The sequence below is a fragment of the Aestuariivivens sediminicola genome (assembly GCF_022662015.1).
In the GTDB taxonomy this organism is placed as follows: Bacteria; Bacteroidota; Bacteroidia; order Flavobacteriales; family Flavobacteriaceae; genus Aestuariivivens; species Aestuariivivens sediminicola.
In genome coordinates this window covers 341,117-364,409 of sequence record NZ_JAKMCM010000004.1, presented here as the reverse complement: position 1 = coordinate 364,409, position 23,293 = coordinate 341,117, and the positions used below count along the sequence as shown (strand labels likewise).

General features: G+C 38.6%; 21 protein-coding genes. 11 read left to right on the top strand and 10 right to left on the bottom strand.

Features of this window, described 5'->3' with window-relative positions:
- Positions 1 to 5 precede the first annotated feature (5 nt).
- Both ade and MR041_RS11415 read left to right on the top strand, forming a co-directional pair.
- Positions 6 to 1,628 (top strand): adenine deaminase, encoded by a 1,623-nt coding sequence (ade, locus tag MR041_RS11420; RefSeq protein WP_242094014.1) that lies wholly within the window; start codon positions 6 to 8, stop codon positions 1,626 to 1,628.
- A gap of 49 nt (positions 1,629 to 1,677) precedes the next feature.
- Positions 1,678 to 2,643, top strand: a complete 966-nt coding sequence (locus MR041_RS11415; RefSeq protein WP_242094012.1) for a YheT family hydrolase — start codon at positions 1,678 to 1,680, stop codon at positions 2,641 to 2,643.
- Here MR041_RS11415 and MR041_RS11410 read toward each other — a convergent pair.
- A complete protein-coding gene (locus MR041_RS11410; RefSeq protein WP_242094010.1) occupies positions 2,618 to 4,102 on the bottom strand; it encodes an SLC13 family permease in 1,485 nt (494 codons plus the stop codon). The genes MR041_RS11415 and MR041_RS11410 overlap by 26 nt on opposite strands.
- A 118-nt stretch (positions 4,103 to 4,220) precedes the next feature.
- Here MR041_RS11410 and MR041_RS11405 point away from each other — a divergent pair, with 118 nt between their 5' ends.
- The 7 genes from MR041_RS11405 (at position 4,221) to MR041_RS11375 (ending at position 13,185) form a co-directional block, all read left to right on the top strand.
- Positions 4,221 to 4,676, top strand: a complete 456-nt coding sequence (locus MR041_RS11405) for a (2Fe-2S)-binding protein (protein ID WP_277926354.1) — start codon at positions 4,221 to 4,223, stop codon at positions 4,674 to 4,676.
- An 11-nt stretch (positions 4,677 to 4,687) separates the two neighbouring features.
- On the top strand, positions 4,688 to 6,892 hold the full coding sequence (locus tag MR041_RS11400) for a molybdopterin cofactor-binding domain-containing protein (protein WP_242094008.1): 2,205 nt from the start codon (positions 4,688 to 4,690) through the stop codon (positions 6,890 to 6,892).
- A gap of 12 nt (positions 6,893 to 6,904) precedes the next feature.
- On the top strand, positions 6,905 to 7,930 hold the full coding sequence (locus MR041_RS11395) for an XdhC family protein (protein ID WP_242094006.1): 1,026 nt from the start codon (positions 6,905 to 6,907) through the stop codon (positions 7,928 to 7,930).
- A gap of 2 nt (positions 7,931 to 7,932) precedes the next feature.
- On the top strand, positions 7,933 to 8,547 hold the full coding sequence (locus MR041_RS11390; protein WP_242094004.1) for a nucleotidyltransferase family protein: 615 nt from the start codon (positions 7,933 to 7,935) through the stop codon (positions 8,545 to 8,547).
- Positions 8,548 to 8,732: 185 nt separating this feature from the next.
- A complete protein-coding gene (locus tag MR041_RS11385) occupies positions 8,733 to 10,220 on the top strand; it encodes a xylulokinase (RefSeq protein ID WP_242094002.1) in 1,488 nt (495 codons plus the stop codon).
- An 18-nt stretch (positions 10,221 to 10,238) separates the two neighbouring features.
- Positions 10,239 to 11,564 carry a xylose isomerase gene (xylA, locus tag MR041_RS11380; RefSeq protein WP_242094000.1) on the top strand — a complete coding sequence of 442 codons (1,326 nt, stop codon included), beginning with the start codon at positions 10,239 to 10,241 and terminating at the stop codon, positions 11,562 to 11,564.
- A 4-nt stretch (positions 11,565 to 11,568) separates the two neighbouring features.
- Positions 11,569 to 13,185, top strand: a complete 1,617-nt coding sequence (locus MR041_RS11375) for a sodium:solute symporter (protein ID WP_242093998.1) — start codon at positions 11,569 to 11,571, stop codon at positions 13,183 to 13,185.
- A gap of 6 nt (positions 13,186 to 13,191) precedes the next feature.
- On the opposite strand, the gene MR041_RS11370 is transcribed toward MR041_RS11375, so the two are convergent.
- Positions 13,192 to 14,223, bottom strand: coding sequence for a LacI family DNA-binding transcriptional regulator (locus MR041_RS11370; RefSeq protein ID WP_242093996.1), 1,032 nt, complete (start codon positions 14,221 to 14,223; stop codon positions 13,192 to 13,194).
- A gap of 123 nt (positions 14,224 to 14,346) precedes the next feature.
- On the opposite strand from MR041_RS11370, the gene MR041_RS11365 reads away from it, so the two are divergent.
- Positions 14,347 to 16,644, top strand: coding sequence for an FdhF/YdeP family oxidoreductase (locus tag MR041_RS11365; protein WP_242093995.1), 2,298 nt, complete (start codon positions 14,347 to 14,349; stop codon positions 16,642 to 16,644).
- Positions 16,645 to 16,656: 12 nt separating this feature from the next.
- Complete coding sequence (locus MR041_RS11360) at positions 16,657 to 17,250, top strand: DUF4202 domain-containing protein (RefSeq protein WP_242093993.1); 594 nt, start codon at positions 16,657 to 16,659, stop codon at positions 17,248 to 17,250.
- Between the two features lie 125 nt (positions 17,251 to 17,375).
- Here the strand turns inward: MR041_RS11360 and moaA are convergent, their stop codons facing one another.
- From moaA to MR041_RS11320, 8 genes are all read right to left on the bottom strand, one after another.
- Positions 17,376 to 18,383, bottom strand: coding sequence for a GTP 3',8-cyclase MoaA (moaA, locus tag MR041_RS11355; protein WP_242093991.1), 1,008 nt, complete (start codon positions 18,381 to 18,383; stop codon positions 17,376 to 17,378).
- Positions 18,384 to 18,422: 39 nt separating this feature from the next.
- Positions 18,423 to 19,334, bottom strand: coding sequence for a bifunctional molybdenum cofactor biosynthesis protein MoaC/MoaB (gene moaCB, locus MR041_RS11350; protein WP_242093990.1), 912 nt, complete (start codon positions 19,332 to 19,334; stop codon positions 18,423 to 18,425).
- 76 nt (positions 19,335 to 19,410) lie between these two features.
- Positions 19,411 to 19,845: a molybdenum cofactor biosynthesis protein MoaE gene (locus MR041_RS11345; RefSeq protein WP_242093987.1), complete on the bottom strand. Its 435-nt coding sequence runs from the start codon at positions 19,843 to 19,845 to the stop codon at positions 19,411 to 19,413.
- Positions 19,846 to 19,939: 94 nt separating this feature from the next.
- Positions 19,940 to 20,173, bottom strand: coding sequence for a MoaD/ThiS family protein (locus MR041_RS11340; protein WP_242093986.1), 234 nt, complete (start codon positions 20,171 to 20,173; stop codon positions 19,940 to 19,942).
- Positions 20,157 to 20,741 (bottom strand): molybdenum cofactor guanylyltransferase, encoded by a 585-nt coding sequence (mobA, locus tag MR041_RS11335; RefSeq protein WP_242093984.1) that lies wholly within the window; start codon positions 20,739 to 20,741, stop codon positions 20,157 to 20,159. The genes MR041_RS11340 and mobA overlap by 17 nt, the downstream gene beginning before the upstream one ends.
- Positions 20,742 to 21,482, bottom strand: coding sequence for a sulfite exporter TauE/SafE family protein (locus tag MR041_RS11330; RefSeq protein ID WP_242093982.1), 741 nt, complete (start codon positions 21,480 to 21,482; stop codon positions 20,742 to 20,744).
- 41 nt (positions 21,483 to 21,523) lie between these two features.
- Positions 21,524 to 21,874: a winged helix-turn-helix domain-containing protein gene (locus MR041_RS11325; RefSeq protein ID WP_242093981.1), complete on the bottom strand. Its 351-nt coding sequence runs from the start codon at positions 21,872 to 21,874 to the stop codon at positions 21,524 to 21,526.
- Positions 21,875 to 21,876: 2 nt separating this feature from the next.
- Complete coding sequence (locus MR041_RS11320; RefSeq protein WP_242093978.1) at positions 21,877 to 23,055, bottom strand: molybdopterin molybdotransferase MoeA; 1,179 nt, start codon at positions 23,053 to 23,055, stop codon at positions 21,877 to 21,879.
- Positions 23,056 to 23,293: the final 238 nt, after the last annotated feature.

Here is a 23,293-nt window from a genome sequence, read left to right as displayed (position 1 = left end):
TCAAAATGAAATTACAAGGACAAATAGTCGATATTAGCAGTAGGCGTATTTACAAGGGTGAGATGCAGATAAACGATGGTAAAATAACAGCCATAGTTGAAAAGCAACACGATAGCAGCAACTATATCATGCCAGGATTTATTGATGCCCATATCCATATAGAAAGTTCCATGTTGGTGCCCAGTGAATTTGCAAGGATAGCGGTTACCCATGGCACTGTTGCCACCGTTTCGGATCCTCATGAAATTGCCAATGTACTGGGTATAGATGGTGTTAAATTTATGATTGAAAATGGCAAGCAAGTTCCATTCAAATTCAATTTCGGAGCACCAAGCTGTGTGCCGGCCACTGGATTCGAATCTGCTGGTGCAGTAATTGATTCAGAAGATATAAAGATACTTTTAAGTGATCCCGATGTTAAATATTTAGCCGAAATGATGAATTACCCCGGTGTCCTGCTTGATGACGTTGAAGTTCTCAAAAAACTCACCTGGGCAAAGTATTTCAAGAAACCGGTGGATGGACACGCGCCGGGTTTAAAGGGAGACGCTATTTCAAAATATATTGATGCGGGCATTTCCACAGACCATGAATGCTTTACATATGATGAAGCATTAGAAAAACTTGAAAAGGGAATGAAGGTGTTGATTCGTGAAGGCAGTGCAGCCAAAAACTTTGACGCGCTCGTTGATCTCTTACCAAAACATTATGAAAATATGATGTTCTGTAGTGATGATAAACATCCAGACGATTTGTTGCTAGGTCATATTAATGAACTCTGTCAGCGCTCTGTTGACAGAGGAATTGATATGTTCAAGGTATTACAAGCCGCTTGTATAAACCCTGTGAAACATTACAACCTGGATGTCGGATTACTTCAAACCGGAGATGATGCAGACTTTATAATTGTTGAAGATCTCAGGACTTTTAAGACCGTTCAGACCTATATTAAAGGTGAATTGGTTTTTAAAAATGGTAAATCCTTAATTAAATCTGTTCCGTTAAGAAAACCTAATAATTTTAGTTGTCTAAAAAAGAATTTAAGCGATTTTAAGGTTTTGTCTTCGGCTAGCAACATACGTGTCATAGAAGCTTTGGATGGTCAGTTGGTAACGAATCAATTAATTGAAGATGCCACTTTTGAAAAAGGAAATTTAGTGTCTAACATTGAAAAAGATGTGTTAAAAATGACCGTGGTAAATCGCTATAGAGACCAGAAACCCGCGATAGCATTTATAAAGAATTTTGGTCTAAAGGAAGGTGCAATAGCTTCCTCTGTGGGGCATGATTCACATAATATTATTGCTGTTGGAGCCAGTGATGAATCTATATGTAGGGCGGTTAATTTACTTATTGAAAACAAGGGTGGCATTGCGGTAGTTTCAGAAAATGAGAAATGGGTTATGCCACTACCTGTAGCGGGAATAATGAGCGATCAAGACGCTAAAACGGTAGGGAAAACCTATGCACAATTAGACAAGAAAGCAAAGCAATTGGGTTCAAAATTGAATGCGCCTTTCATGACGCTCTCATTTATGGCTCTATTGGTAATTCCATCATTAAAATTAAGTGATAAAGGCCTATTTGATGGAAATAAATTTAAGTTTACGTCACTCGAAGTAGATTGAAGGTTCCAAACCCATGCTGTTAAAATATATTAAGATCTGATCAATTCAAATGCCGTTAATAGAACCCAACTACAATCCTCCGTTTTATTTTAAAAATGGATTTGTTTCAACAGTATATTCAGGACTCATAAGAAAGGTAAAACTGGATCAGGAACGTGAACGAATTACACTTTCTGACGGTGATTTTTTGGATTTAGACTGGAGCTATTCTCAAACAGAAACCAAAAAATTGATAATCCTACTCCATGGGCTTGAAGGCCATGGTCAACGGCCTTACATTACAGGTCCGGCCAAATTGTTTAATGAAAATGGGGTGGATGCACTTTGTGTCAATTTCAGGGGTTGTAGCGGTGAGCAAAATTTAAAGTATTACAGCTATCATTCAGGATCCACAGCGGATTTAGATGAAGTTATCAGGCATGCCATTGTTGTTAAAAAATATGAAGCAATATATTTGAAAGGCATTAGTCTGGGCGCTAATGTTATTTTAAAATATTTAGGCGAAGGTCGCGAACTGTGGCCACAAGTAAAAGCAGGTATTGCCGTTTCAGTCCCGTGCAGTTTATGGGGATCGTGCCAGGAACTTCATAAGATAAAGAATAAATTATTTCATGACCGATTTTTAATGGATCTTTTAAAGCGGCTGAAGGAAAAACGACGTCAATTTCCTCAAGCTTTAAGCTTACAGGAGATGAATCGTATAAAAACCTTGAAAGACTTTGATGATGTTTATACGGCCAGGGCACATGGTTTTAAGGATGCTCTTGATTATTATGAAAAGAGCAGTTGTTTACAATTTCTACCTTATATTAAAATCCCGGCATTAATCATCAATGCTTTAAATGACTCATTCCTGTCCCCGGAGTGTTATCCGGTAAAAGAGGCAAAAAACAATATGCATTTGTATCTTGAAATGACGAAATATGGAGGACATTCAGGTTTTATTTACAGAAAGAATTTCTATTATAATGAAAAGAGAGCACTCGAATTTATTCAGTTAAAGACTCCTTTTTAAAAGCTTCTGGAAACCCCTCAATTGTTATATCCCATAGCTCCGGTAACAAAAAGAAAACGAAAATGGTTAAAATGAGTATAGAGATCAAATTCATGATAAAACCTTTTATTACCATATCAGGGATACGTAAATAACCGGAACCAAAAACAACGGCATTTGGAGGTGTTGCTACAGGAAGCATAAAAGCGCAAGACGCAGCAACAGCGGCACCGACCATTAGAATAAAGGGATGAATGTCAATGGTCAGTGCCAGTGGTGCCAAAACAGGTAATAACATGGCTGTCGTAGCCAAATTGGATGTTATTTCTGTTAGGAAATTTACTGATGCAATTAAAAGTAATATTATTACCAATGTAGTTAAGTCAATCAGTGATGTCATTTGTGACCCTATCCATAAAGCCAGACCACTGGTTTCAAAACCTTTTGCTAAAGCCATTCCACCACCGAATAATAAAATAATACCCCAGGGTAAATCTCGGGTATCCTTCCACGAAATTAATTTTTTATGTTTTGTTTTGGATGGAATAAGAAACAAAAGAACAGCGAAAAGGATGGCTATGATGGTGTCATCCAGGCCTGGTATTAGTTTTTGAAGAATTAAGGAACGTGTTATCCAACAAAACGCTGTTGTGGCGAATACTATTGAAACTGCTTTTTCCTCATAGGTCATCTTTCCAAGGCCCTTTAACAACCTTTTTATTTCTGCTTTACCCCCGGGAAACTCTTTTTGTTTAAAGCTAAAGGCAAAGGAAGTCAAATACTTCCAACAAATAAAAAGTAAAATTAGGGATATGGGAAAACCAAATACAAACCACTGTGAGAATGTAATTTCATAGCCATAAATTTCAGAAATCACGCCGGCTAGAACTAAATTGGGAGGGGTGCCAATTAAAGTCGATATACCACCTATAGACGCGCTATAAGCAATCGCGAGCATTAGCGCTTTCCCAAATATTAAATTTTCATCAACTCTGGTTTTCGGATTGTCCTTTAATTGCTTTACAATGGCAATGCCAATAGGTAGCATCATTACTGAGGTTGCCGTATTTGAAATCCACATGGAAAGAAATGCCGTGGCTACCATAAAACCAAGAATGATGTTTTGAATATTTGACCCTATAACATTAATTATATTAAGGGCGATGCGCTTGTGCAAGTTCCATTTTTCAATAGTGAGTGCTATAATAAATCCACCGAGATACAAAAAGACATATTTATGCCCGAATGATGCAGTTGTAGCACCAATTTCCAAACTTCCGGACAGCGGAAATAAAATAATGGGAAGTAAGGCCGTAACCGCAATTGGGATCGCCTCAGTTATCCACCAAATTGCAATCCACGAAGTGGAAGCAAGTACACCATTGGCTTCATCTGTTAAGCCTTCAGGAAGAAAAAATACCCGTATTAAACTATAGAGTAATGGCCCGAGAATAAGCCCTATGACTTTCGATTTTCTCATAACATTTTTCTTTATAATAAATGCAGCCTAAGTTCTGTAATAATGTGAATAACAAATTATCCCTTAAAAGATACATCCGTCTTGTGTTTTTTTCATAAATTTAATAAAACTTATAACTATGCCTATTTTCAACTTAAAAATTAATGATAAGACACATTCTGTCGAAGCAAATGCGGACACTCCTTTGATGTGGGTGCTGAGGGATCATCTGGATTTAATGGGTACAAAATATGGTTGCGGCATTGGTCAATGCGGAACCTGTACGATCCATGTAAACGGAAATGCGATCAGGAGCTGTTTGCTTCAGGTATCGCAGGCTGAAGGAATGAAAATAACCACTATTGAAGGCCTTTCTGAAACAGGTGATCATCCGGTGCAACAGGCATGGCTTGAACATGATGTGGCACAATGCGGCTATTGTCAAACTGGACAAATAATGAGTGCAGCGGCCTTATTAAAAAACAATCCGGAACCGTCCGATGAGGATATCGATGCGGCCATGAGCGGAAACATCTGTAGATGTGGGACTTACGTAAGAATAAAAGAGGCGATTAAAACTGCATCTAAACTTTAAATCAAAACATCATGACAAAGATAAAGACACGCTATAATCGTCGCTCATTTTTGAAGATTTCTGCAGCTGCTGGCGGTGGTATGCTCATAGGATTTAGTTGGTTCACCGGGTGTACGTCAGATAAAAAAATAAAGGAAAAAGTTGCCATTCCCAATGAATGGTTTGAAATAAATGGATATATAAAAATAGGGGATACAGGAATGGTGACGATCTATTCACCAAATCCTGAGATAGGACAGAATGTAAGGACCTCTATGCCAATGATTGTCGCTGAGGAATTGGATGTTGATTGGGACAATGTAGTGGTCGAGCAGGCACCTTTAAATACTGGATTTTACCAAAATCAGTTTGCGGGAGGCAGCCTCTCAATAAAGTTGAGTTGGAATGCATTACGCATGGCTGGTGCAACAGGCAGAAGAATGTTATTGGAGGCAGCAGCCAAAGAATGGGGCGTTGCAGTTTCTGATTTAGAGGTTGAAAAAGGAATTATTAAGGAGATTAATGGAGAACGTACCATTTCCTATGGTGAGATTGCTTCGAAGGCTGTAGGCATCGAAGTGCCTGAAGAAATAGAGTTAAAAGATATTACCGATTTCCAATTGATAGGAACAAGTAAAAAAAATGTGGATGGGTTGAAAATTGTAACCGGCAAACCTGTTTATGGATTGGACTTCAAAAAGGAGGGTATGCAGCTGGCGATGATACAACACCCACCGGCTTTTGGAATGAAGGTTACCGACTTTAATGAAGAGGAAATAAAAAATATGCCGGGAATAACAGACGCTTTTATTATCGATACTTCAGTTACGGACAAGAGTTGGTCTGATGAAAAAGGATTTTTTGAACTTATCGCTATTGTTGGCAAGTCAACATGGCAGTTAATGAAAGCGAAAAAGGCTTTAAAAGCAAATTGGGAGGTGGTTTCTGAACCTGAAAATTCGGATGGCCATGCCGATGCCTTAGCAGAGGCTTTAGTATCCGGTGAGGCGGGAGCAAAAAGAATAGACGGCGACCCGGATATGGCTTTCTCGAAAGCAGTTAAAGTAATAGAACGTACCTATAGTTCCCCTTTCCTGCCACATAATTGCATGGAACCAATGAACTTCTTTGCAAATGTCACAGAAACTAGTGCCGAACTTATAGGTCCAACGCAGACACCGAAAGCTCTTGAAGATTCTGTTTCAAAATTATTGGACTTACCGGTTGAAGATATTACGGTGAACATGACCCGTATCGGTGGAGGATTCGGTAGAAGACTGTATGTGCATTTTGGTGTGGAAGCAGCCGCTATTTCGAAAAAAATTGGAGGACCTGTAAAATTGATATACAGCAGGGAAGACGATATGACACAAGGAACCTACAGACCGGCCTATCAGTCGGTGTATAAAGCAGGACTTGATGAGAATAATAATTTGATAGCATTTAGTGTAAAAGGAGCTGGATTACCTGAAGGTCCTGTATTTCCTAATCGTTTTCCAGCAGGTACAGTTGAAAATTACGCTGCTCAGAAAATTGATGCCAAAACTAATGTTACCACGGGCGCGTGGAGAGCTCCAAGATCACATTTTACAGCAGGAGCTGAACAGGCTTTTTTAGACGAGGTTGCTGAACTAGCCGGAAAAGACCCAATCGATTTTCGTTTGGAACTCTTTGACCGAGCGATGAATAATCCGGTTGGAGAAAACAATGACTACGATCCGGAACGTTATGCTGGGGTTTTGAAATTAGTTAAGGAGAAGTCTAACTGGGGTGAGACTACACCTGGCATTTATCGTGGGGTAGCAGCTTATTTTTGCCATTCGTCTTATGTAGCGGAAGTTATGGATGTGGTATTGGACAATGGTAAGCCTAAGGTAAAAAAAGTATGGTGTGCCGTAGACTGTGGAATCGTGGTTAATCCGGATGCTGCTAAAAATATGATTCAGGGTGGGGTTATCGATGGAATCGGTCATGCCTTATATAGTCAGTTGACTTTCGAGGGTGGTGCCCCTGTTGAAACGAATTTCGATCGTTATCAGTTGATACGGCATGCTCAGGCACCTGAGGAGATCGAAGTCTTTTTTATCGATAGTACCATCGATCCGACCGGATTGGGTGAGCCGGGATTGCCACCCGCAGTTGGAGCTCTTGCCAATGCAATATATCAAGCTACCGGACAACGCCTCTATAAGCAACCATTTATGAATAATTTACAGTTGGAAAAAGTGGTTGGATAGAAGGGTTAACCCATGACGCACGAATTCAAGAATATAGTTGAAAAGGCCCTTCTTACAAAACAGAAAGGTAGTAAATCGGTTTTAGCATCAGTAGTAGCCCTGGATGGTTCATCTTATCGCAGACCCGGTGTACGAATGCTTATTTTGGAGAATGGAGACATGGTAGGTGCAGTAAGTGGTGGATGTGTGGAGAAAGAAGTACGCTTGCAGGCACAAACTGTTTTTGATACCGGGGTGTCAAAGATAATGACCTATGATGGGCGATATAGACTCGGTTGTGAAGGTGTTCTTTATATTTTATTGGAATTGTTCCATCCTGAAGAAGGTTTTTTTGAAGAATTTTTTAGATGTTTAAAAGAGCGAACCCCTTTTGAAATTCATTCTTTCTATGAAAAGGAGGAAAGCCAGCCGAATGGTCTAGGATCCTTTGTAAAAATTGAAAAGAATTTATTTTCTATTTCCACACCTGCCTTCAGTTATGAAGCTAATCCGCATCCCATATTTAAACAATCTATGGCCCCGCCGTTTAAACTGGTTATAGTTGGTGCAGAACACGATGCTGTCAAATTTTGCAGTTTTGGAGCACTGGCAGGATGGGAAGTTACCATAATAGCCAGTGCCAAAGAGCAAAAATCTATTGAAAATTTTAATGGGGCCTTTGCGTTTGTGAGTACGACACCCGAAACGGTTGCTTTTAAAGGAATAGACAATCAAACGGCAATTGTGCTAATGACACATAATTTTGCCAAGGATTTGCGATATTTGGTAGCACTCAAAAACACTAAACCAGCTTATATAGGCCTCTTAGGCCCTTCAAAAAGAAGGGAAGATTTATTAAACCAGTTTATTGAATATTGTCCCGAAATTGATGATGCCTTTTTGGAATGTATCCACGGTCCGGCCGGATTAAATATCGGATCTGAAACCCCGGAGGAAATTGCCATATCAGTTGTTGCAGAGATTTTAGCGTTTACACGTCAGCAAAAACCTATTTCCTTAAGTAAAAAGACGGGTAAAATTCATAATACCGGGCTATAGTTGTGACAGATAAAACATCAAATGTAGTTCTTGTTATTCTGGCTGCGGGTGCATCGAAAAGAATGGGTACCCCAAAACAATTACTAGCCTGGGGAAAGGACACCCTGATAGTACATGTGATTACTCAGGCCTTAAAAACAGAGGCCATGGAAGTCATCGTTGTGTTAGGGTCTAATTTTAATGTTATACATCAAAAAATTAAGCATTTTCCAGTTACTATTTTAAACAATATGAATTGGCATTCAGGATTAGGGGAGTCCATAGCCTTCGCATCTAGGTATATAATGGGAAAGGCGACACTTCCGGATGGTATTTTGATTACCTTGGCAGACCAACCTCTTGTAAATTGGGAATATCTGAATGAAATGATTTCTACTTATTCATCGGTTAAGCATCCGATCATTGCGACATCCTATCAAAAATTCCAATATGGTGTCCCCGTACTTTTCAGTGCTTCATATCTCAAACAGCTAATACGGTTAAATTCTGATTTTGGTGCAAAAACACTAATATCAAAAAATGAACATGACATATGGTATTTAAAGCCTGAATTCAATAATACAGATTTAGATACAATGGAGGATTATAAAGCTTTACATTCACTTTTTTTTGAATGAGATAATCTTTAAAATAAGGAAAATTACGAAAACCTTTAAGTAGGCACTGACTGAATGTAAATAGCTGATAAAAAGATAGTTGCGTAACTTATTAGGCGCGTTGATTTTTATTGATTCACTTCAATTCATTTTAAACAATTGAATATGGCCTAACTCTTGCTAATTTTGAAGAAATCAATTTCATCTTGTATTATTTAGGATTAGATATCGGTAGCTCCAGCATAAAGGCGGCATTGGTCCAAATTAGTAGTGGAAAGTGTTTAGCTGTTGTCCAGGAGCCCGAGCAGGAAATGGGAATGTATGCCCCAAAAAATGGTTGGGCAGAACAAAATCCTGACGATTGGTGGAAATACTGTTGTCGAGCCATAAAAAGGTTAAAACATGAAAATAATATTTCTCCATTTCAAATCAGTGGTATAGGCATATCATACCAAATGCATGGACTGGTCATAGTCGATAAAAATGGACAACCCCTCAGAAAAAGTATCATTTGGTGCGATAGCCGGTCCGTATCAATTGGGAACCGGGCATTCGAAGAAATAGGCAAAGGAAAATGTGTATCACAATTGTTAAATTCTCCGGCAAATTTCACGGCTTCAAAATTAAAATGGGTTAAAGATAACGAGCCAGAAACCTATGAGAAGATTCATAAGTTCATGCTACCCGGTGACTATATTGCTTATAAATTATCAAATACCATTAATACGACAATATCAGGTCTATCTGAAGGGATTTTTTGGAACTTTAAGGCTAAGCATATAGCTCAGTTCTTGCTGGAGTATTATGGTATTAATGAGGCTTTAATACCGGAAATCGTGCCAACCTTTGGATTGCAGTCTGTAGTCGACAAAAAAGGTGAGGCAGAAAGTGGAATTGCGGCGGGAACACCCATATATTACAGAGCAGGGGACCAACCAAACAATGCGCTCTCCCTCAATGTATTAAATCCGGGTGAAGTGGCTGCTACAGGAGGCACTTCGGGAGTGTTCTATGCAGTAACCGATACCTTATCGGTTAAAGAGAGTGAACGCGTCAATAATTTTGCACATGTTAATTATGACGCTGACAGCAGAACACGAATTGGTAAGTTATTGTGTATCAATGGAGCAGGTATTCAATACCGCTGGTTATTAAACAATTTAGCTGTTAACTCGTATGAAGAAATGAATAATTTGGCTTCAGAAATACCTGTTGGTTCGGATGGTGTTTGTCTTATTCCTTTTGGCAATGGGGCGGAGCGCATGTTGAATAACCAAGAAATAGGGACGAGAATCGTTAACTTAAATTTGAACATTCATCATAAAGGGCATTTGTGTAGAGCTGCATTGGAGGGCATCGCGTTTTCATTTGTATATGGTATGGAAATATTGAGGTCGGATGGTTTACAACCAAGGGTGATTCGTGCTGGCAATGATAATTTATTCCAATCTGGCATATTTGCACATACGGTAGCCACTCTAATTGATCAGGAAATTGAAATTTACAGCACAACGGGTGCAATAGGTGCGGCACGAGCAGCGGGCTTGTATAAAAGCGATTTTGACGGTTTTGGAAGAGCTATCATGGAGAACGACCATGTCATGACGTACACACCCTTTAAAGCCAAGGGGTCTTACTTACAAGCCTATGAAAAATGGAAAAATGAACTAACACTGATATTAAATAAAATATAACTAAAATCTATCAATATTATGGTGATAATAGGCGAAAGAGAATATTATAAAGGAATAGGTCAGATAAAATATGAAGGAAAGGAATCCGATAATCCATTGGCTTTTAAATATTACAATCCCGATCAGGTTGTTGCAGGGAAAACCATGCGGGAACATTTTAAATTTGCCATTGCCTATTGGCATACGTTCTGCGGTCAGGGAGCCGATCCTTTTGGCCCGGGGACTCAGACTTTTGAATGGGATGCATCTCCAGACCCGATACAAGCAGCCAAAGACAAGGCTGATGCAGCATTTGAATTTATAAGTAAAATGGGGTTTGACTATTTCTGTTTTCACGACTACGATTTAATTGCAGAAGCACCCACGTTTTCAGAGTCAGAAAAGCGATTGGATATAATTACCGATTATATTAAAGTGAAACAGCAAGCCTCAGGAATTAAGTTGCTTTGGGGAACAGCCAATTGCTTTTCCAACCCGCGTTACATGAATGGAGCAGCAACAAATCCTGAGTTTAATGTACTTGCCAGGGCCGGTGGTCAGATAAAATTAGCCTTAGATGCGACCATTAAGTTAAAGGGCGAAAATTATGTATTCTGGGGAGGACGTGAAGGTTATATGAGTTTATTGAACACCGATATGGGTCGTGAATTAGATCACATGGCACAATTTCTCACTATTGCTAAAGATTATGCCCGAAGCCAAGGCTTTGAGGGGACCTTTTTTATCGAACCAAAACCAATGGAACCATCGAAGCATCAATACGATTTTGATACAGCAACAGCCATTGGTTTCTTAAAAGAATATGGATTAGAAAAGGATTTTAAAATAAATATAGAAGTGAATCACGCGACATTGGCACAGCATACCTTCCAACATGAATTGGAAGTGGCAGCCAAGGCCGGAATGCTTGGAAGTATAGATGCCAATAGGGGAGATTACCAAAATGGATGGGATACCGATCAGTTTCCGAATAATATACTGGAGACGACCGAGGCCATGCTCGTATTTCTTAAAGCAGGCGGATTGCAGGGGGGAGGCGTAAACTTTGATGCGAAAATTAGAAGGAACTCTACTGATATTGATGATGTTTTTCATGCTCATATCGGTGGAGCAGACACCTTTGCACGTGCCTTATTGACAGCCGATAAAATTATAACTTCTTCTCCGTATAATAAGTTAAGAAAAGAACGCTACCGTTCATTCGATTCCGGAAATGGTAAAGCTTTTGAAGAAGGCAAACTCTCTCTTTCAGATTTGTACAATATAGCGCATGAAAATGGCGAATTACCATTAATAAGTGGCAAACAGGAATTATTTGAAAATATTATAAATCAATACATATAATGAGATGAATTCAGTATTGGAAGGCTTGGACTGGGTGGTCTTGGGGTGTTATTTCTTAGCCTTAATGGTAGTGGCCGTTTGGGTTATTTTACAAAAAAACAGGAATACCGAAGATTATTTTTTGGCTGGTAGAAATGTGGGTTGGTTTGTTATTGGAGCCTCAATTTTTGCCTCGAATATTGGCTCAGAGCATGTTGTTGGTTTAGCTGGCACTGGAGCGGAATCTGGAATGCCAATGGCACATTACGAACTGCATGCATGGATCGTATTACTTCTTGGATGGTTGTTTTTGCCATTCTATATTAGAAGTGGTGCCTTCACTATGCCTGAATTTCTTGAAAAACGCTTCGATGCCCGATCGCGTTGGTTTTTATCTGTTTTTTCCCTTGCAGGTTATGTTGTCACAAAGGTATCGGTAACCATTTACGCGGGTGGTATTGTGGTCTCTGAATTACTTGGAATTCCATTTTGGTATGGTGCTATAGGCATAGTCGTATTTACTGGTATCTATACCATCATCGGTGGGATGAAAGCTGTTATTTACACCGAAACATTGCAAACCATTATCCTGATTGCAGGATCCGTAATCATAACCTATCTGGGATTACAAGAAGTAGGAGGCTGGGCTGAATTGAGAAGTACCGTGGGATCTGAACATTTTAATATGTGGCGTCCCATGAGTGATCCTGATTTTCCCTGGACAGGATTACTTTTTGGAGGTACTGTCGTTGGAGTGTGGTACTGGTGTACAGATCAGTATATTGTACAGCGGACATTGGCGGCCAATAATATAAAAATTGGCAGAAGAGGAGCTATTTTTGGAGCTTATCTAAAAATATTGCCCATATTTATATTTTTAATACCTGGTATTATTGCCTTTGCCTTGTCGCAGAAAGGGGTTTTATCCTATGAACGGGCAGATCAGGTGTTTCCTGTAATGGTCAAAGCATTGCTTCCCGTAGGCTTAAAAGGCTTGGTAGCAGGTGGTCTAATGGCGGCACTTATGAGTTCCCTGGCTTCTGTGTTCAATTCTTGTTCAACCATTTTCACCATTGATATTTACAAAAAGTTGCGACCTCAAATGACGGAAAAACGCCTGGTAAGAATCGGACAAATAGCAACAGCAATTGTGGTATTTTTGGGTATTATATGGATTCCTATAATGGAAAAAATTGGGGGCGGTACGCTTTACAAATACCTGCAAAGTGTACAATCATACATAGCACCGCCTATAGCTGCGGTATTTGTACTTGGAATTGTTTGGAGACGTGTAAATGCAAAAGGAGCCATAGTAACTTTAATAGCAGGATTGTTGGTAGCGGCATTGCGAATTACGGCAGAAATAAATATAGATAGCTTACACGGTATAGCCTATGCTTTTGCTGCGATTAATTTTGCCCATATGGCTATTTTTATGTTTATATTTTCAATTATTATTTGTTCTGTAGTCAGCCTGGTTTCACAGGCACCTAATTACGAAGCTATTAAAGGATTGGCCTTTGGCACCCTTTCTAAAGAGCAAAAGCAAGCCAGTAAGGACAGTTTTGACAAGATAGACGTTTTATTATCTGTATTGCTAGTCCTCGTTGTCGTATCAGTTCTAACCTATTTTACCGGGTAGGCCGATCTATTTTAATTGAATAGGTCTCGTGCTTTCTCTTGGGATCAAACTGGTTTTAACCATCTTAGTCATAAAGGGTTTGTCCTGGCTTGAGTTCTCAATGCGATCAATAAGTATTTTTACTGCGGTCTCTCCGATATGCTTTCCATGTTGACTGATGGCTGATATAGAAGGGCTTAGGTGTTGTAAAAGTTTACCGTTTGTGAAGCAAATTATAGACATATCTTCCGGGATATTATAACCCATCTGTTTTACAATTCTTAAAGCATTTACAGCGGCATTCTCTTCCAAACAGATGAGACCATCAATGGCTTCATCAGAAAGCGTTATTTTTAATATCGCATCGAAGTCTTCATGATTCCCGATACGGACAATAAGATGTTCCTCAACAGGCATGTTATAATCGGCAATGGCCTTCTTATAGCCTTCAACCCGTAATTTTCCAACGCTTAAATTGTCAATTACGGAAATCAAGGCCACACGTTGGCAACCGGATTTTAATAAATGGCTCGTTGCAGCATAGGCGCTTTCCAGATCATTAACTACGATTTTATCACAAGCAATACGATCAGTGACCCGATCAAACATGACGATTGGGATCCCCTCATTGATGGTATTTTGAAGATGTGTAAAATTTTGCTTGACCTGAGTTTCCTCCGCCAGAGAAATAATGAGGCCGTCTAAATCACCGTATTTTAAAAGATCGATAGTCTTAACCTCTTTTTCGTAGGATTCATTTGAAATACATGAGACCAGATGATACCCATTTTGAGAAGCCATATTTTCAATGCCCACAAATGCTTTTGCGAAGAAGCTATTCATTATGTTGGGAATGATTACGCCTATGGTTTTTGTTTTTTTGTTGAGTAAATTAAGTGCAGTTACATTGGGTTTGTACTGATGTTTCTTGGCATAATCTTGAATCTTTTGTTTGGTTGCAGTACTAATGTCATAACTATCATTAAGCGCTTTTGAAACAGTAGCAATCGAGACGTTAAAAGTAGTTGCAATGTCTTTTAAGGTAATTTTTTTTTTCATTTTATGCCTTCTGAAATTCTAGTCTAAGGTAAACTAATTTTGCTTTTGATGTTGAAAATTGATGAAATTGAAAATGTAATTATCTCTAAAAAATGCGATATTTGATTGATATAGTTAGTCCATATGAGTAAACTCCAGAATAAAAAGTTTTTAACACCGGAAGTATTCTCGAATTTAAAAACAAAACCTCCGGCGACTAATAGTGCAGGTTTAAAAGGAATTACGTCTGCTTTGAACCATGCACAGCGGTATATGAATTGGAGTAAAGCATTGAAACTTTCTTTTAAAATAAATCAAAAAGGCGGATTTGACTGTCCTGGTTGTGCCTGGCCAGATCCGGACGATGAACGATCAGTATTTGGAGAGTATTGTGAAAATGGCATCAAGGCCATTGCCGAGGAAGCTCAAAATAAAACGATAGGGCATCAATTTTTTTCGAAATATTCAGTTAATGAATTGGCAGACTGGTCCGATTTTAAACTTGGAAAATCAGGCCGTCTGGCTGAACCATTGTTTTTAGAAAAGGGAACCAAGCATTATAAGCCGATTTCTTGGAATGATGCATTTGAAAAAGTAGCCAGACATTTAAACGGGCTGAACAATCCTGATGAAGCTGTATTTTATACTTCGGGCAGGACTACAAATGAGGCGGCGTTTTTATATCAGTTGTTCGTACGTGAATTTGGAACCTCGAATTTACCCGATTGTTCTAATATGTGTCACGAGGCGAGTGGTAAGGCACTTAATGAAACATTAGGTATTGGTAAAGGGTCGGTTACATTGGAAGATTTTTATAAAGCCGAAGTGGTTATGGTTATTGGCCAAAATCCAGGCACGAATCATCCTAGAATGCTTTCGGCACTGGAAAAGTGTAAAAGAAATGGTGGAAAGATAATAGCAATAAATCCGCTTCCAGAAGCAGGACTCCTTAAGTTTACCAATCCGCAGAATCCTATGAAAATGGTAACCGGAGGATCGGCGATAGCGGATGTTTTTGTACCCATAACCATAAATGGTGATGTGGCCTTCATTAAAGCATTGTTGTTAAAGCTTTTAGAAGAAGAGGAAAGGCTTGGAAATGTATTTGATAAGGCTTTTATTGAGACCTACACGTACGGGTATGATGCCTTTGTTTCAGATTTAAAAACATATAATTTTAATGATTGTCTGAAACAATCAGGGGTTTCAAAAGAGGTGTTTGATGCCGTATTTCATTTGATTACGAATAATGATAAAATTATCATTTGTTGGGCCATGGGCTTGACACAACATGAAAATGCGGTTGACAACATCAGAGAATTGGTCAATCTGTTGCTGTTAAAAGGAAGTATAGGGAAGGAGGGTGCAGGAACATGTCCTGTAAGAGGGCACTCTAATGTTCAGGGTGATAGAACAGTAGGCATTTGGGAGGCCGCTCCTCAAGCTTTTCTGGACAGAATTGAGTCAAAATACGGGTTTAAACCGTCACGCAACCATGGCTATTCTGTAATTGACGCTATTAAGGCCATGTATGAAAATAAAGTGAAGGTATTTTTTGGGTTGGGAGGTAATTTTATTTCCGCAGTACCGGACACCCTATATTCTGGACAGGCAATTAGAAATTGCGATTTAACGGTGCATGTGAGTACAAAACTTAATCGTTCACATCTGGTTACAGGCAAGGAAGCCCTAATCTTACCATGTCTAGGTCGAACTGAAAAGGATTATCAAAAATCAGGGGAACAAATACAGAGTGTAGAAAATTCCATGGGTATTGTCTCGTCCACTAAAGGGATATTAGAACCCTGTTCGGACAAATTGATGAGTGAAGTGGCTGTGGTATGCGGTGTAGCACATGCTACTTTCGGAGAACGAACTAAAATCAATTGGTTACAATACAAAGACAATTACAATCTCGTTCGCGATGATATCGAAGCTGTGGTATCAGGGTTTGAGGATTATAATAATCGTGTAAATAACCCTACAGGGTTTTATTTACCCAATGGTGCTCGAGTAAGACAATTTAATACCAAAACGGGCAAAGCAAATTTTACCTTGAACAAATTACCAAACTGGAAACTCGGAGCTCGAGAACTAATTATGATGACAGTACGTAGCCATGATCAATTCAATACCACCATATACGGGCTTAATGATCGGTATCGTGGTGTTTTCAATGAAAGGCGCATTATATTTATGAATCCTGAGGATATGGTGGAACGACAACTTGCAGAACAACAAATAGTCCATATAAAATCGCATTATAAAGGAACCGTCAGGGAAGCAAATAATTTTAAGGTGGTGGGTTATGATATACCAAAAAAGTGTTGTGCTACTTATTTCCCTGAAACTAATGTTTTGGTTCCTTTAGACAGTTTTGCACACACCGCTAAAACACCGGCATCCAAAAGTATAATCGTAACCGTAGAAGCTGCCCTTTAGAAATAATTAAGAATGAAACCAACACAATTTGAATCGGCATTGGCCTTAATTGACAAGATGAATGGAGAGGATCCGAATACATATGAGGTATATGGTATTCAATATTCGAAAGAATTATTGTATTCGGAACGCATGTCGCGAAAACTGTTACAATTTAATCCATTGGCCTCTGAGGCATTACAGATTTCAGCTCGAGCCCAACACCTGTGCAGGTGGAAAATTCCAAGAAATGAATACCCAATGAATCGTATAGGGTATTTGAAGTGGCGTGAGGCGTTGAAGAGAATGCATGTTGATTTAACGAATCAAATTTTAGAAAGGGTAGGTGTCGAAGAGGATCTAAAAAAACGAATAGGGTTCTTAATCAGTAAAAAAGGGATCAAAAAAGATGAGGAAAGCCAATGTCTGGAAGATATTATTTGCTTGGTATTCCTCGAATATTATTTTGAAGAGTTCGCCTCAAAACATCCGGATAGCAAAGTTATTGATATTCTGCAGAAGACGTGGCGTAAAATGTCTCAGAAGGGGCAGGAGGCCGCATTGCAACTCCGGTTCTCTGCAAGAGGATCTGACCTTATAGAAAGGGCGCTAGACAGTGAAGGGTAATCAATCATAAAAGCATTGGTACCGAAATACGGAATTAAAATGCTTATGATTTAGAATTCAAACTATTAATGGAGAATTGTAATAGAGTCATCTTTAATTGTCGTTGTCATAATAATTGGTATGTATTAACCACCAATAGAGATCATGCTGCGGTTATTGTTGTGTAAATTAGGATCTCTAAGTTTTTCTAAGGTATCCATGCCACCACGCATACTAAATTTGGATTGAACTGCTTTTTGTATGATGGGTTCAATAGGCTTTCCCTGTCGATACGAGGTGAGCAAATCCGACTCTGTCGAGGAGAAAAGACAATTTTTTAGTTGGCCATTGGCTGTAAGACGTAGTCTGTTGCAGGTATCGCAAAAAGGATTGGTCACCGAACTTATTATTGCAAAGGTGCCTTGGTAACCCTTTATATGATAGTTTTTGGAGGTGTCATTGGGTGCGTCCTGAATTCTCAACACGGTATTTTTATCATAGGTTTCATAGATACGATGCATCACTTCGTTGTAGGATACCATTTTAGTAATGTCCCATTTATTTCCATCAAAAGGCATAAATTCTATAAAACGTACCGTAAGAGGAAGTTTCTGGGTTAGTTTAATAAAATCAATTATTTCATTATCGTTAAAACCCTTAATGAGCACAACATTGAGTTTTACATTAAATCCTTCTTTTATCAGGAGCAACAGGTTGTCATAAACCTTACCAAATTGGTCCCGACGTGTAATTTCTTTGAATTTTTCAGCGTCTAAAGAATCTAAACTAATATTGAGCTTATGAATCCCGTTATTTTTTAAATCAGGAATAAATCGATCAATAGTTATCCCATTGGAGGTCATGGTTAACTCTACGGGTAAACTTGCCAGTTTTTCTAAGATAACAGGTATATCCTTTCTAATCAACGGTTCTCCACCGGTTAATCGAATTTTTGTTACACCGTGTTCAACAAATAATCTGGCAATTTCGTATATTTCCTCATAAGTCATTAAATGACCTTTAGGTGTAAGTTGAACACCATTTTCCGGCATACAATAGGTGCATCGTAAATTACAGCGTTCAGTCAGTGAAATGCGCAGGTAGTTATGCGCTCGCCCATACTTATCTTTTAATATGTCTTTATTTCCCTTCAAAAGAATACAATCTAAGTTGCTTCATTATTATAATATCCTCTAATCATGCCTGACCCCCTTTAACACGCGAAAACTGTGCAGAATTGCAGGGAATAAGGCATCCATAGATTCTCTTGCACCATTGGTCGATCCGGGTAAAGCCAAGATAAGGGTGTTATCTACTGTGCCTGCAATACTTCGTGATAACATGGCAAAAGGCATGCGTTGCTGACCATAATTGCGAATGGTTTCTTCGATACCCGGAATTCGCCTGTCCAACAATGGAATAAGGGCTTCAGGTGTCACATCCCTTTCCGAAAGACCTGTTCCACCCGTAAAAATAACCATATCAATACCTTGTTCTTGATATGATCTTACCTTTTCCGCTATGATTTCTTTTTCATCGGGAATGATCACATATTCTGATATACCGATATCATAATTTTCCAATTTCTGTATGATTATTTTACCCGCCTTGTCCATTTTATGACCTGCTGCAATAGTATCACTGCAAACAACCACACTAGCTGTTAGATCCTTTCTATACGTATCGACAAAATCAGATTTACCACCTTTTTTGTTCAGTAATTTAATGTGGTGTATTTCTATACCCTTATCAATAGGTTTCAGCATATCATACATATTCAATGCTACAATACTGGCACCATGCATGGCTTCGACCTCGACTCCTGTTTTATATATGGTTTTAACGGTGAACAATATTTTAATTTCTAATCCTTCAACCTCATATTCCACTCCGGTAAATTCAATAGGTAATGGGTGACAGTCGGGTAATAAATCAGGTGTTCGTTTTACACCCAATAGTCCAGCGGCTTTGCTCATGGCAAATACATTTCCCTTAGGGACCCTGTCCTCCTGTATGGCGGTAATGGTATCGGATTTACTTACTTTAACAATGGCCTGAGCTGTTGCCATTCTCAGTGTCGTACTTTTATTTGTGATGTCGACCATATTATTTAATATTACTTATTGATCATTGACGATTCTGTTAAAAACCAATGTTACCCAAAAGGTAAAGCTAATTCAACTATTTATTCACCTTCCATTGATGTGTTTTATCTTCGAAGTACTCTTTTCCAAATACAGGAACATCTGATTTTATGCGCTCCACAAGAAATTCCAGTGCCTCAAAAACAACCTTTCTATGAGGAGATGAAACAAACACGAACAGACAAATTTCTCCTGCTTTAACCTTACCTAAGCTATGATAAATATGCATACAGGTAAGATCAAATTTATTAAATGCAGCTTCGCGAATTTCGTGAAACTTAGCGTTGGCCATGTCTTCGTAGGCCGTATATTCAATAGCCGCAATCGTTCTACCGTTAATGACGTCTGCCCTGACCTGACCAAGAAATATATTATGAGCACCAATGTTGGTTTTGCTTTGATGTTTGGCAATAGATTCTCCAATGAACTCCGAAGCAATGGCTCCTGATTTAAATACATTTTTATGTTTCATTTATTTAATACGTATTATTTATAGTGATTTCCCAATCTTATTTTTTTAACACGCTGTTAAGCGTTTTCGAGTATGATGAGATCATTATTCCTGATCAGCCCCCTGCAAAAGGAGGTAGAAATGCAATCTCATCACCCGTTAATTTCGAATCCAATGAAACCAATTCTTTGTTTTGGGCCATCTGGAAGGATTTTTTCTCCAAATCGGGATACTTCTGAGATAATTTTCCAACAAGTTCCATTAAAGTAACACCACTGAACTTTACAAACTCCTCTTGTATTCCAGTCACTTCTGCAATTTGTCCGAAATATTTAACCTTTATAGTCATGCATTAGTTTTTTAAATTCTTGATCTGTATTTATATTCGTTGTAGTTAAATCATCTTTCCCTTTGATTTTCACGTTTTTTACCTTGCATTGTTCTAGGGCATACCGGAGCCTGTATTCGTTTCTATCCAAGAGATCTCTAAAGGTTTGAATACAACTGCTTTTATATAAGGCAATGAGGGGCATGGTTTTACCCCGACTTTCAATCTGAATAATATCATGATCTTCATCTATATGATGCAATAGTTGTTGTAAAACTTCAGTTCTAATAAGTGGAATATCACAACTTAAAATGAGATTATACTCGGTTTTTGAATTCATTAAACCCGAATAGATCCCTGCCAAAGGTCCTGAGTCCGCTATAATATCCGGAACCCGATCATAGCCGAAAGCATCATACTCGGATTGATTTGATACGATCAAGATTTCAGAAACCAGTGGAATCATCGCTTCCACAATATAAGATATGAAAGGTTTATGATTGAGTTCCAATAACCCTTTATCTGTTCCCATTCTGGAACTTTTACCGCCAGCCAGTACAATCCCTGATATTTCCTTTGTTACTATCAATTAGGTAAATATTAATTTAAAGCATGCAATTATGAGAACACAAGCTAAAAGGTATCTCAACTTTTTATTGTTGAACTTTTTACTGCCCAGGTACCCACCTATAATGCCGCCAAATAAAGCAACTCCAACCATTACAAACACCCCTTTTTCCAATATGATACCACTGTTTAACTGTCCAACTAATCCGGAGGCGGAATTAACCCAAATGAACAATGCAGAAACCGCTGCCGCCTCTTTCATCTTGCCCCAATGCAATAAAAGGATTATAGGAGTCAGTATGATGCCTCCACCTATACCTATGAGCCCAGATAATAATCCGATAATACCGCCAATAATAAATCCTTGCCAGAGCTTTAAGCGTTTTATAACATCACTTTCCTTACCAAATACGTGTAACATTTTTAAGATGGCAAACACTAAAAGTAAGGCTAATATTTTTTTGTAAACGGAAGCTTCCAACTCAATGGAACCACCAATAAAGGCCAATGGAACCGATGTAACAGCGAAAGGCAGAAAAAGTCTTAGGTTAAAAAAGCCGCCCTTATAATAGTAATAAAATGAAATTCCAGCTACAAAGAGATTAAGCAACAAGGCGGTTGGTTTCATAGTTTCTGGAGCGAACGAAAATAAGGACATCAAGGCTAAATAACCACTTGCACCGCCATGACCCACGCTCGAATAGAGAAAAGATACAAAAGGTAATAGTGCAAGGAATAAAAATAGGTTCTCGTGTTGTTGCATTTTTAAATTCTTAGATGGTATATCCACGGTTAGTGATTCAGTTATTCAGAGTTGTCCAGAGTTTCCATTTTTTCAATCTGGTCGTCTAAAAATGCCCAGCAATTCTTATTAATATCATCAAATATAGTGATCAGGCGTTTGCCATAGTTTGTCAATAGTGTACCGCCGCCATCTTTTCCTCCGGTACTATTAATTGTTACTGGTTCCCTGGCTGATCTGTTCATTGAATCTAAGAGATGCCAAGCCTTTTTGTACGATAGCTGGAGCAACTTTGCTGCTTTGGACAACGATCCCGTTTCATCAATGGCTTTTAACAACCGAACACGACCTTCACCTAAAAGCACATGACCATCAGATTCTATCCATATCCTACTTTTAATTTTATAAGTCATCGTTAAACGGGTAAGACAATAGTTTCCACACTATCACCAACTTTAATTATTTTGAGATCCTCAGGCATAAATACCAATGCATTGGCCAGGGCAAAACTTTGCAGCATCGAAGAATTTTGTCCATCTAAAATTTCCACTTCACCATTATAATATCGCGCTTTTAAGAATTGCGGACGATCAGCCTTTTTTTCAAATTCCGTAAGTGATTTACTTGTTATTCGAGGTAATTCATTACTGGTAAAATTCATCATGCCACTTAAGGCAATATAAACATACAGGTAGAAGCAGGTTAGTGCTGCAGCTGGATTTCCCGGTAAGGCAAATATGGAAGTATGCTCCTTTTTCCCATAAAACAATGGCTTCCCAGGTTTTTGATTCACTTTGTAAAATAATGTTTCAACCTGAAGTTCGTTCAATGCTCTGCCGACAAAATCGTAATCCCCGACTGAAATACCACCGGTTATTATCACCATGTCGTTGTTGGAAATAAGTTGTTTAAGTGATTTGCGAGTCTCCGCAAAATCATCTTTTATTCTATGAATAGTAACATCATAAAACTTCAGACTGTAGAGGGCGCTTAAAAGCATTTTAGAATTACTCTCATATATTTTACCATGCACCAGTTCTGTACCGGGTTCAACAAGCTCATTACCCGTAGAAACAATAGCGATACTCGGTTTTTTATAGACACTGACATGACCGATTCCCAAGGATAATAAATAGCCAATACCTGCAGGATTCAATTGCGCACCCTTTTGTAAGGCTATTTCACCTGCTTTTATTTGTTCTCCCAGAGGGCGCACATTATCACCTTCATTCACATCACCTTCAATTTCTATTTTTAAGCGAGTGACTTTTACCCTTTCTTGCATGATCACCGCATTAGCGCTATCCGGAACAGGTGCGCCTGTGAAAATTCTAACTGCTTCTCCTTTTTTTAAACTAAAGGCTTTAGGATCTCCGGCCTGAACTTCTCCGATCAAGGTATAGGATAAGGCATCATGCAGATGAAGCGCATAACCATCCATAGCCGACTGTCGGAATGGAGGCATGTCGATTGGAGCATAAATCGTCTGACTTAAAATGTAGCCATTCGCTTTTTCAATCGGTTTAATAGTTTCTTGAGCTAGAACATGAGTGTGCTTTTTAATGGTCCGTATAGCATGATCAATGGATATCATATAGAGATCGTTATATACAAGCAAATATAACGAAATGATATGTGTTAATGCGCAACGTCTCCCTGGAAAAATAAGAGGAGATCTCAATAAGATACTTTAAAACGGCATATGGAACCGTTAGCCCTCATAAATTGTGGTATCAACTCAAAGGAAAAGGCATTTCTATTAGAAATGGTAAAGTCGTTTTACTAAAAAATAACCCTGCATAATATAATTATACAGGGTTAAGGAATTTCAT

Excerpts from the sequence above, each read along its gene's own strand:
- ade (WP_242094014.1), top strand. The coding sequence starts at position 6 with ATGAAATTACAAGGACAAATAGTCGATATTAGCAGTAGGCGTATTTAC.
- MR041_RS11415 (WP_242094012.1), top strand. The coding sequence starts at position 1,678 with ATGCCGTTAATAGAACCCAACTACAATCCTCCGTTTTATTTTAAAAAT.
- MR041_RS11410 (WP_242094010.1), bottom strand. The coding sequence starts at position 4,102 with ATGAGAAAATCGAAAGTCATAGGGCTTATTCTCGGGCCATTACTCTAT.
- MR041_RS11405 (WP_277926354.1), top strand. The coding sequence starts at position 4,221 with ATGCCTATTTTCAACTTAAAAATTAATGATAAGACACATTCTGTCGAA.
- MR041_RS11400 (WP_242094008.1), top strand. The coding sequence starts at position 4,688 with ATGACAAAGATAAAGACACGCTATAATCGTCGCTCATTTTTGAAGATT.
- MR041_RS11395 (WP_242094006.1), top strand. The coding sequence starts at position 6,905 with ATGACGCACGAATTCAAGAATATAGTTGAAAAGGCCCTTCTTACAAAA.
- xylA (WP_242094000.1), top strand. The coding sequence starts at position 10,239 with ATGGTGATAATAGGCGAAAGAGAATATTATAAAGGAATAGGTCAGATA.
- MR041_RS11375 (WP_242093998.1), top strand. The coding sequence starts at position 11,569 with ATGAATTCAGTATTGGAAGGCTTGGACTGGGTGGTCTTGGGGTGTTAT.
- MR041_RS11370 (WP_242093996.1), bottom strand. The coding sequence starts at position 14,223 with ATGAAAAAAAAAATTACCTTAAAAGACATTGCAACTACTTTTAACGTC.
- MR041_RS11365 (WP_242093995.1), top strand. The coding sequence starts at position 14,347 with ATGAGTAAACTCCAGAATAAAAAGTTTTTAACACCGGAAGTATTCTCG.
- MR041_RS11360 (WP_242093993.1), top strand. The coding sequence starts at position 16,657 with ATGAAACCAACACAATTTGAATCGGCATTGGCCTTAATTGACAAGATG.
- moaCB (WP_242093990.1), bottom strand. The coding sequence starts at position 19,334 with ATGGTCGACATCACAAATAAAAGTACGACACTGAGAATGGCAACAGCT.
- MR041_RS11345 (WP_242093987.1), bottom strand. The coding sequence starts at position 19,845 with ATGAAACATAAAAATGTATTTAAATCAGGAGCCATTGCTTCGGAGTTC.
- MR041_RS11340 (WP_242093986.1), bottom strand. The coding sequence starts at position 20,173 with ATGACTATAAAGGTTAAATATTTCGGACAAATTGCAGAAGTGACTGGA.
- MR041_RS11330 (WP_242093982.1), bottom strand. The coding sequence starts at position 21,482 with ATGCAACAACACGAGAACCTATTTTTATTCCTTGCACTATTACCTTTT.
- MR041_RS11325 (WP_242093981.1), bottom strand. The coding sequence starts at position 21,874 with ATGACTTATAAAATTAAAAGTAGGATATGGATAGAATCTGATGGTCAT.
- MR041_RS11320 (WP_242093978.1), bottom strand. The coding sequence starts at position 23,055 with ATGATATCCATTGATCATGCTATACGGACCATTAAAAAGCACACTCAT.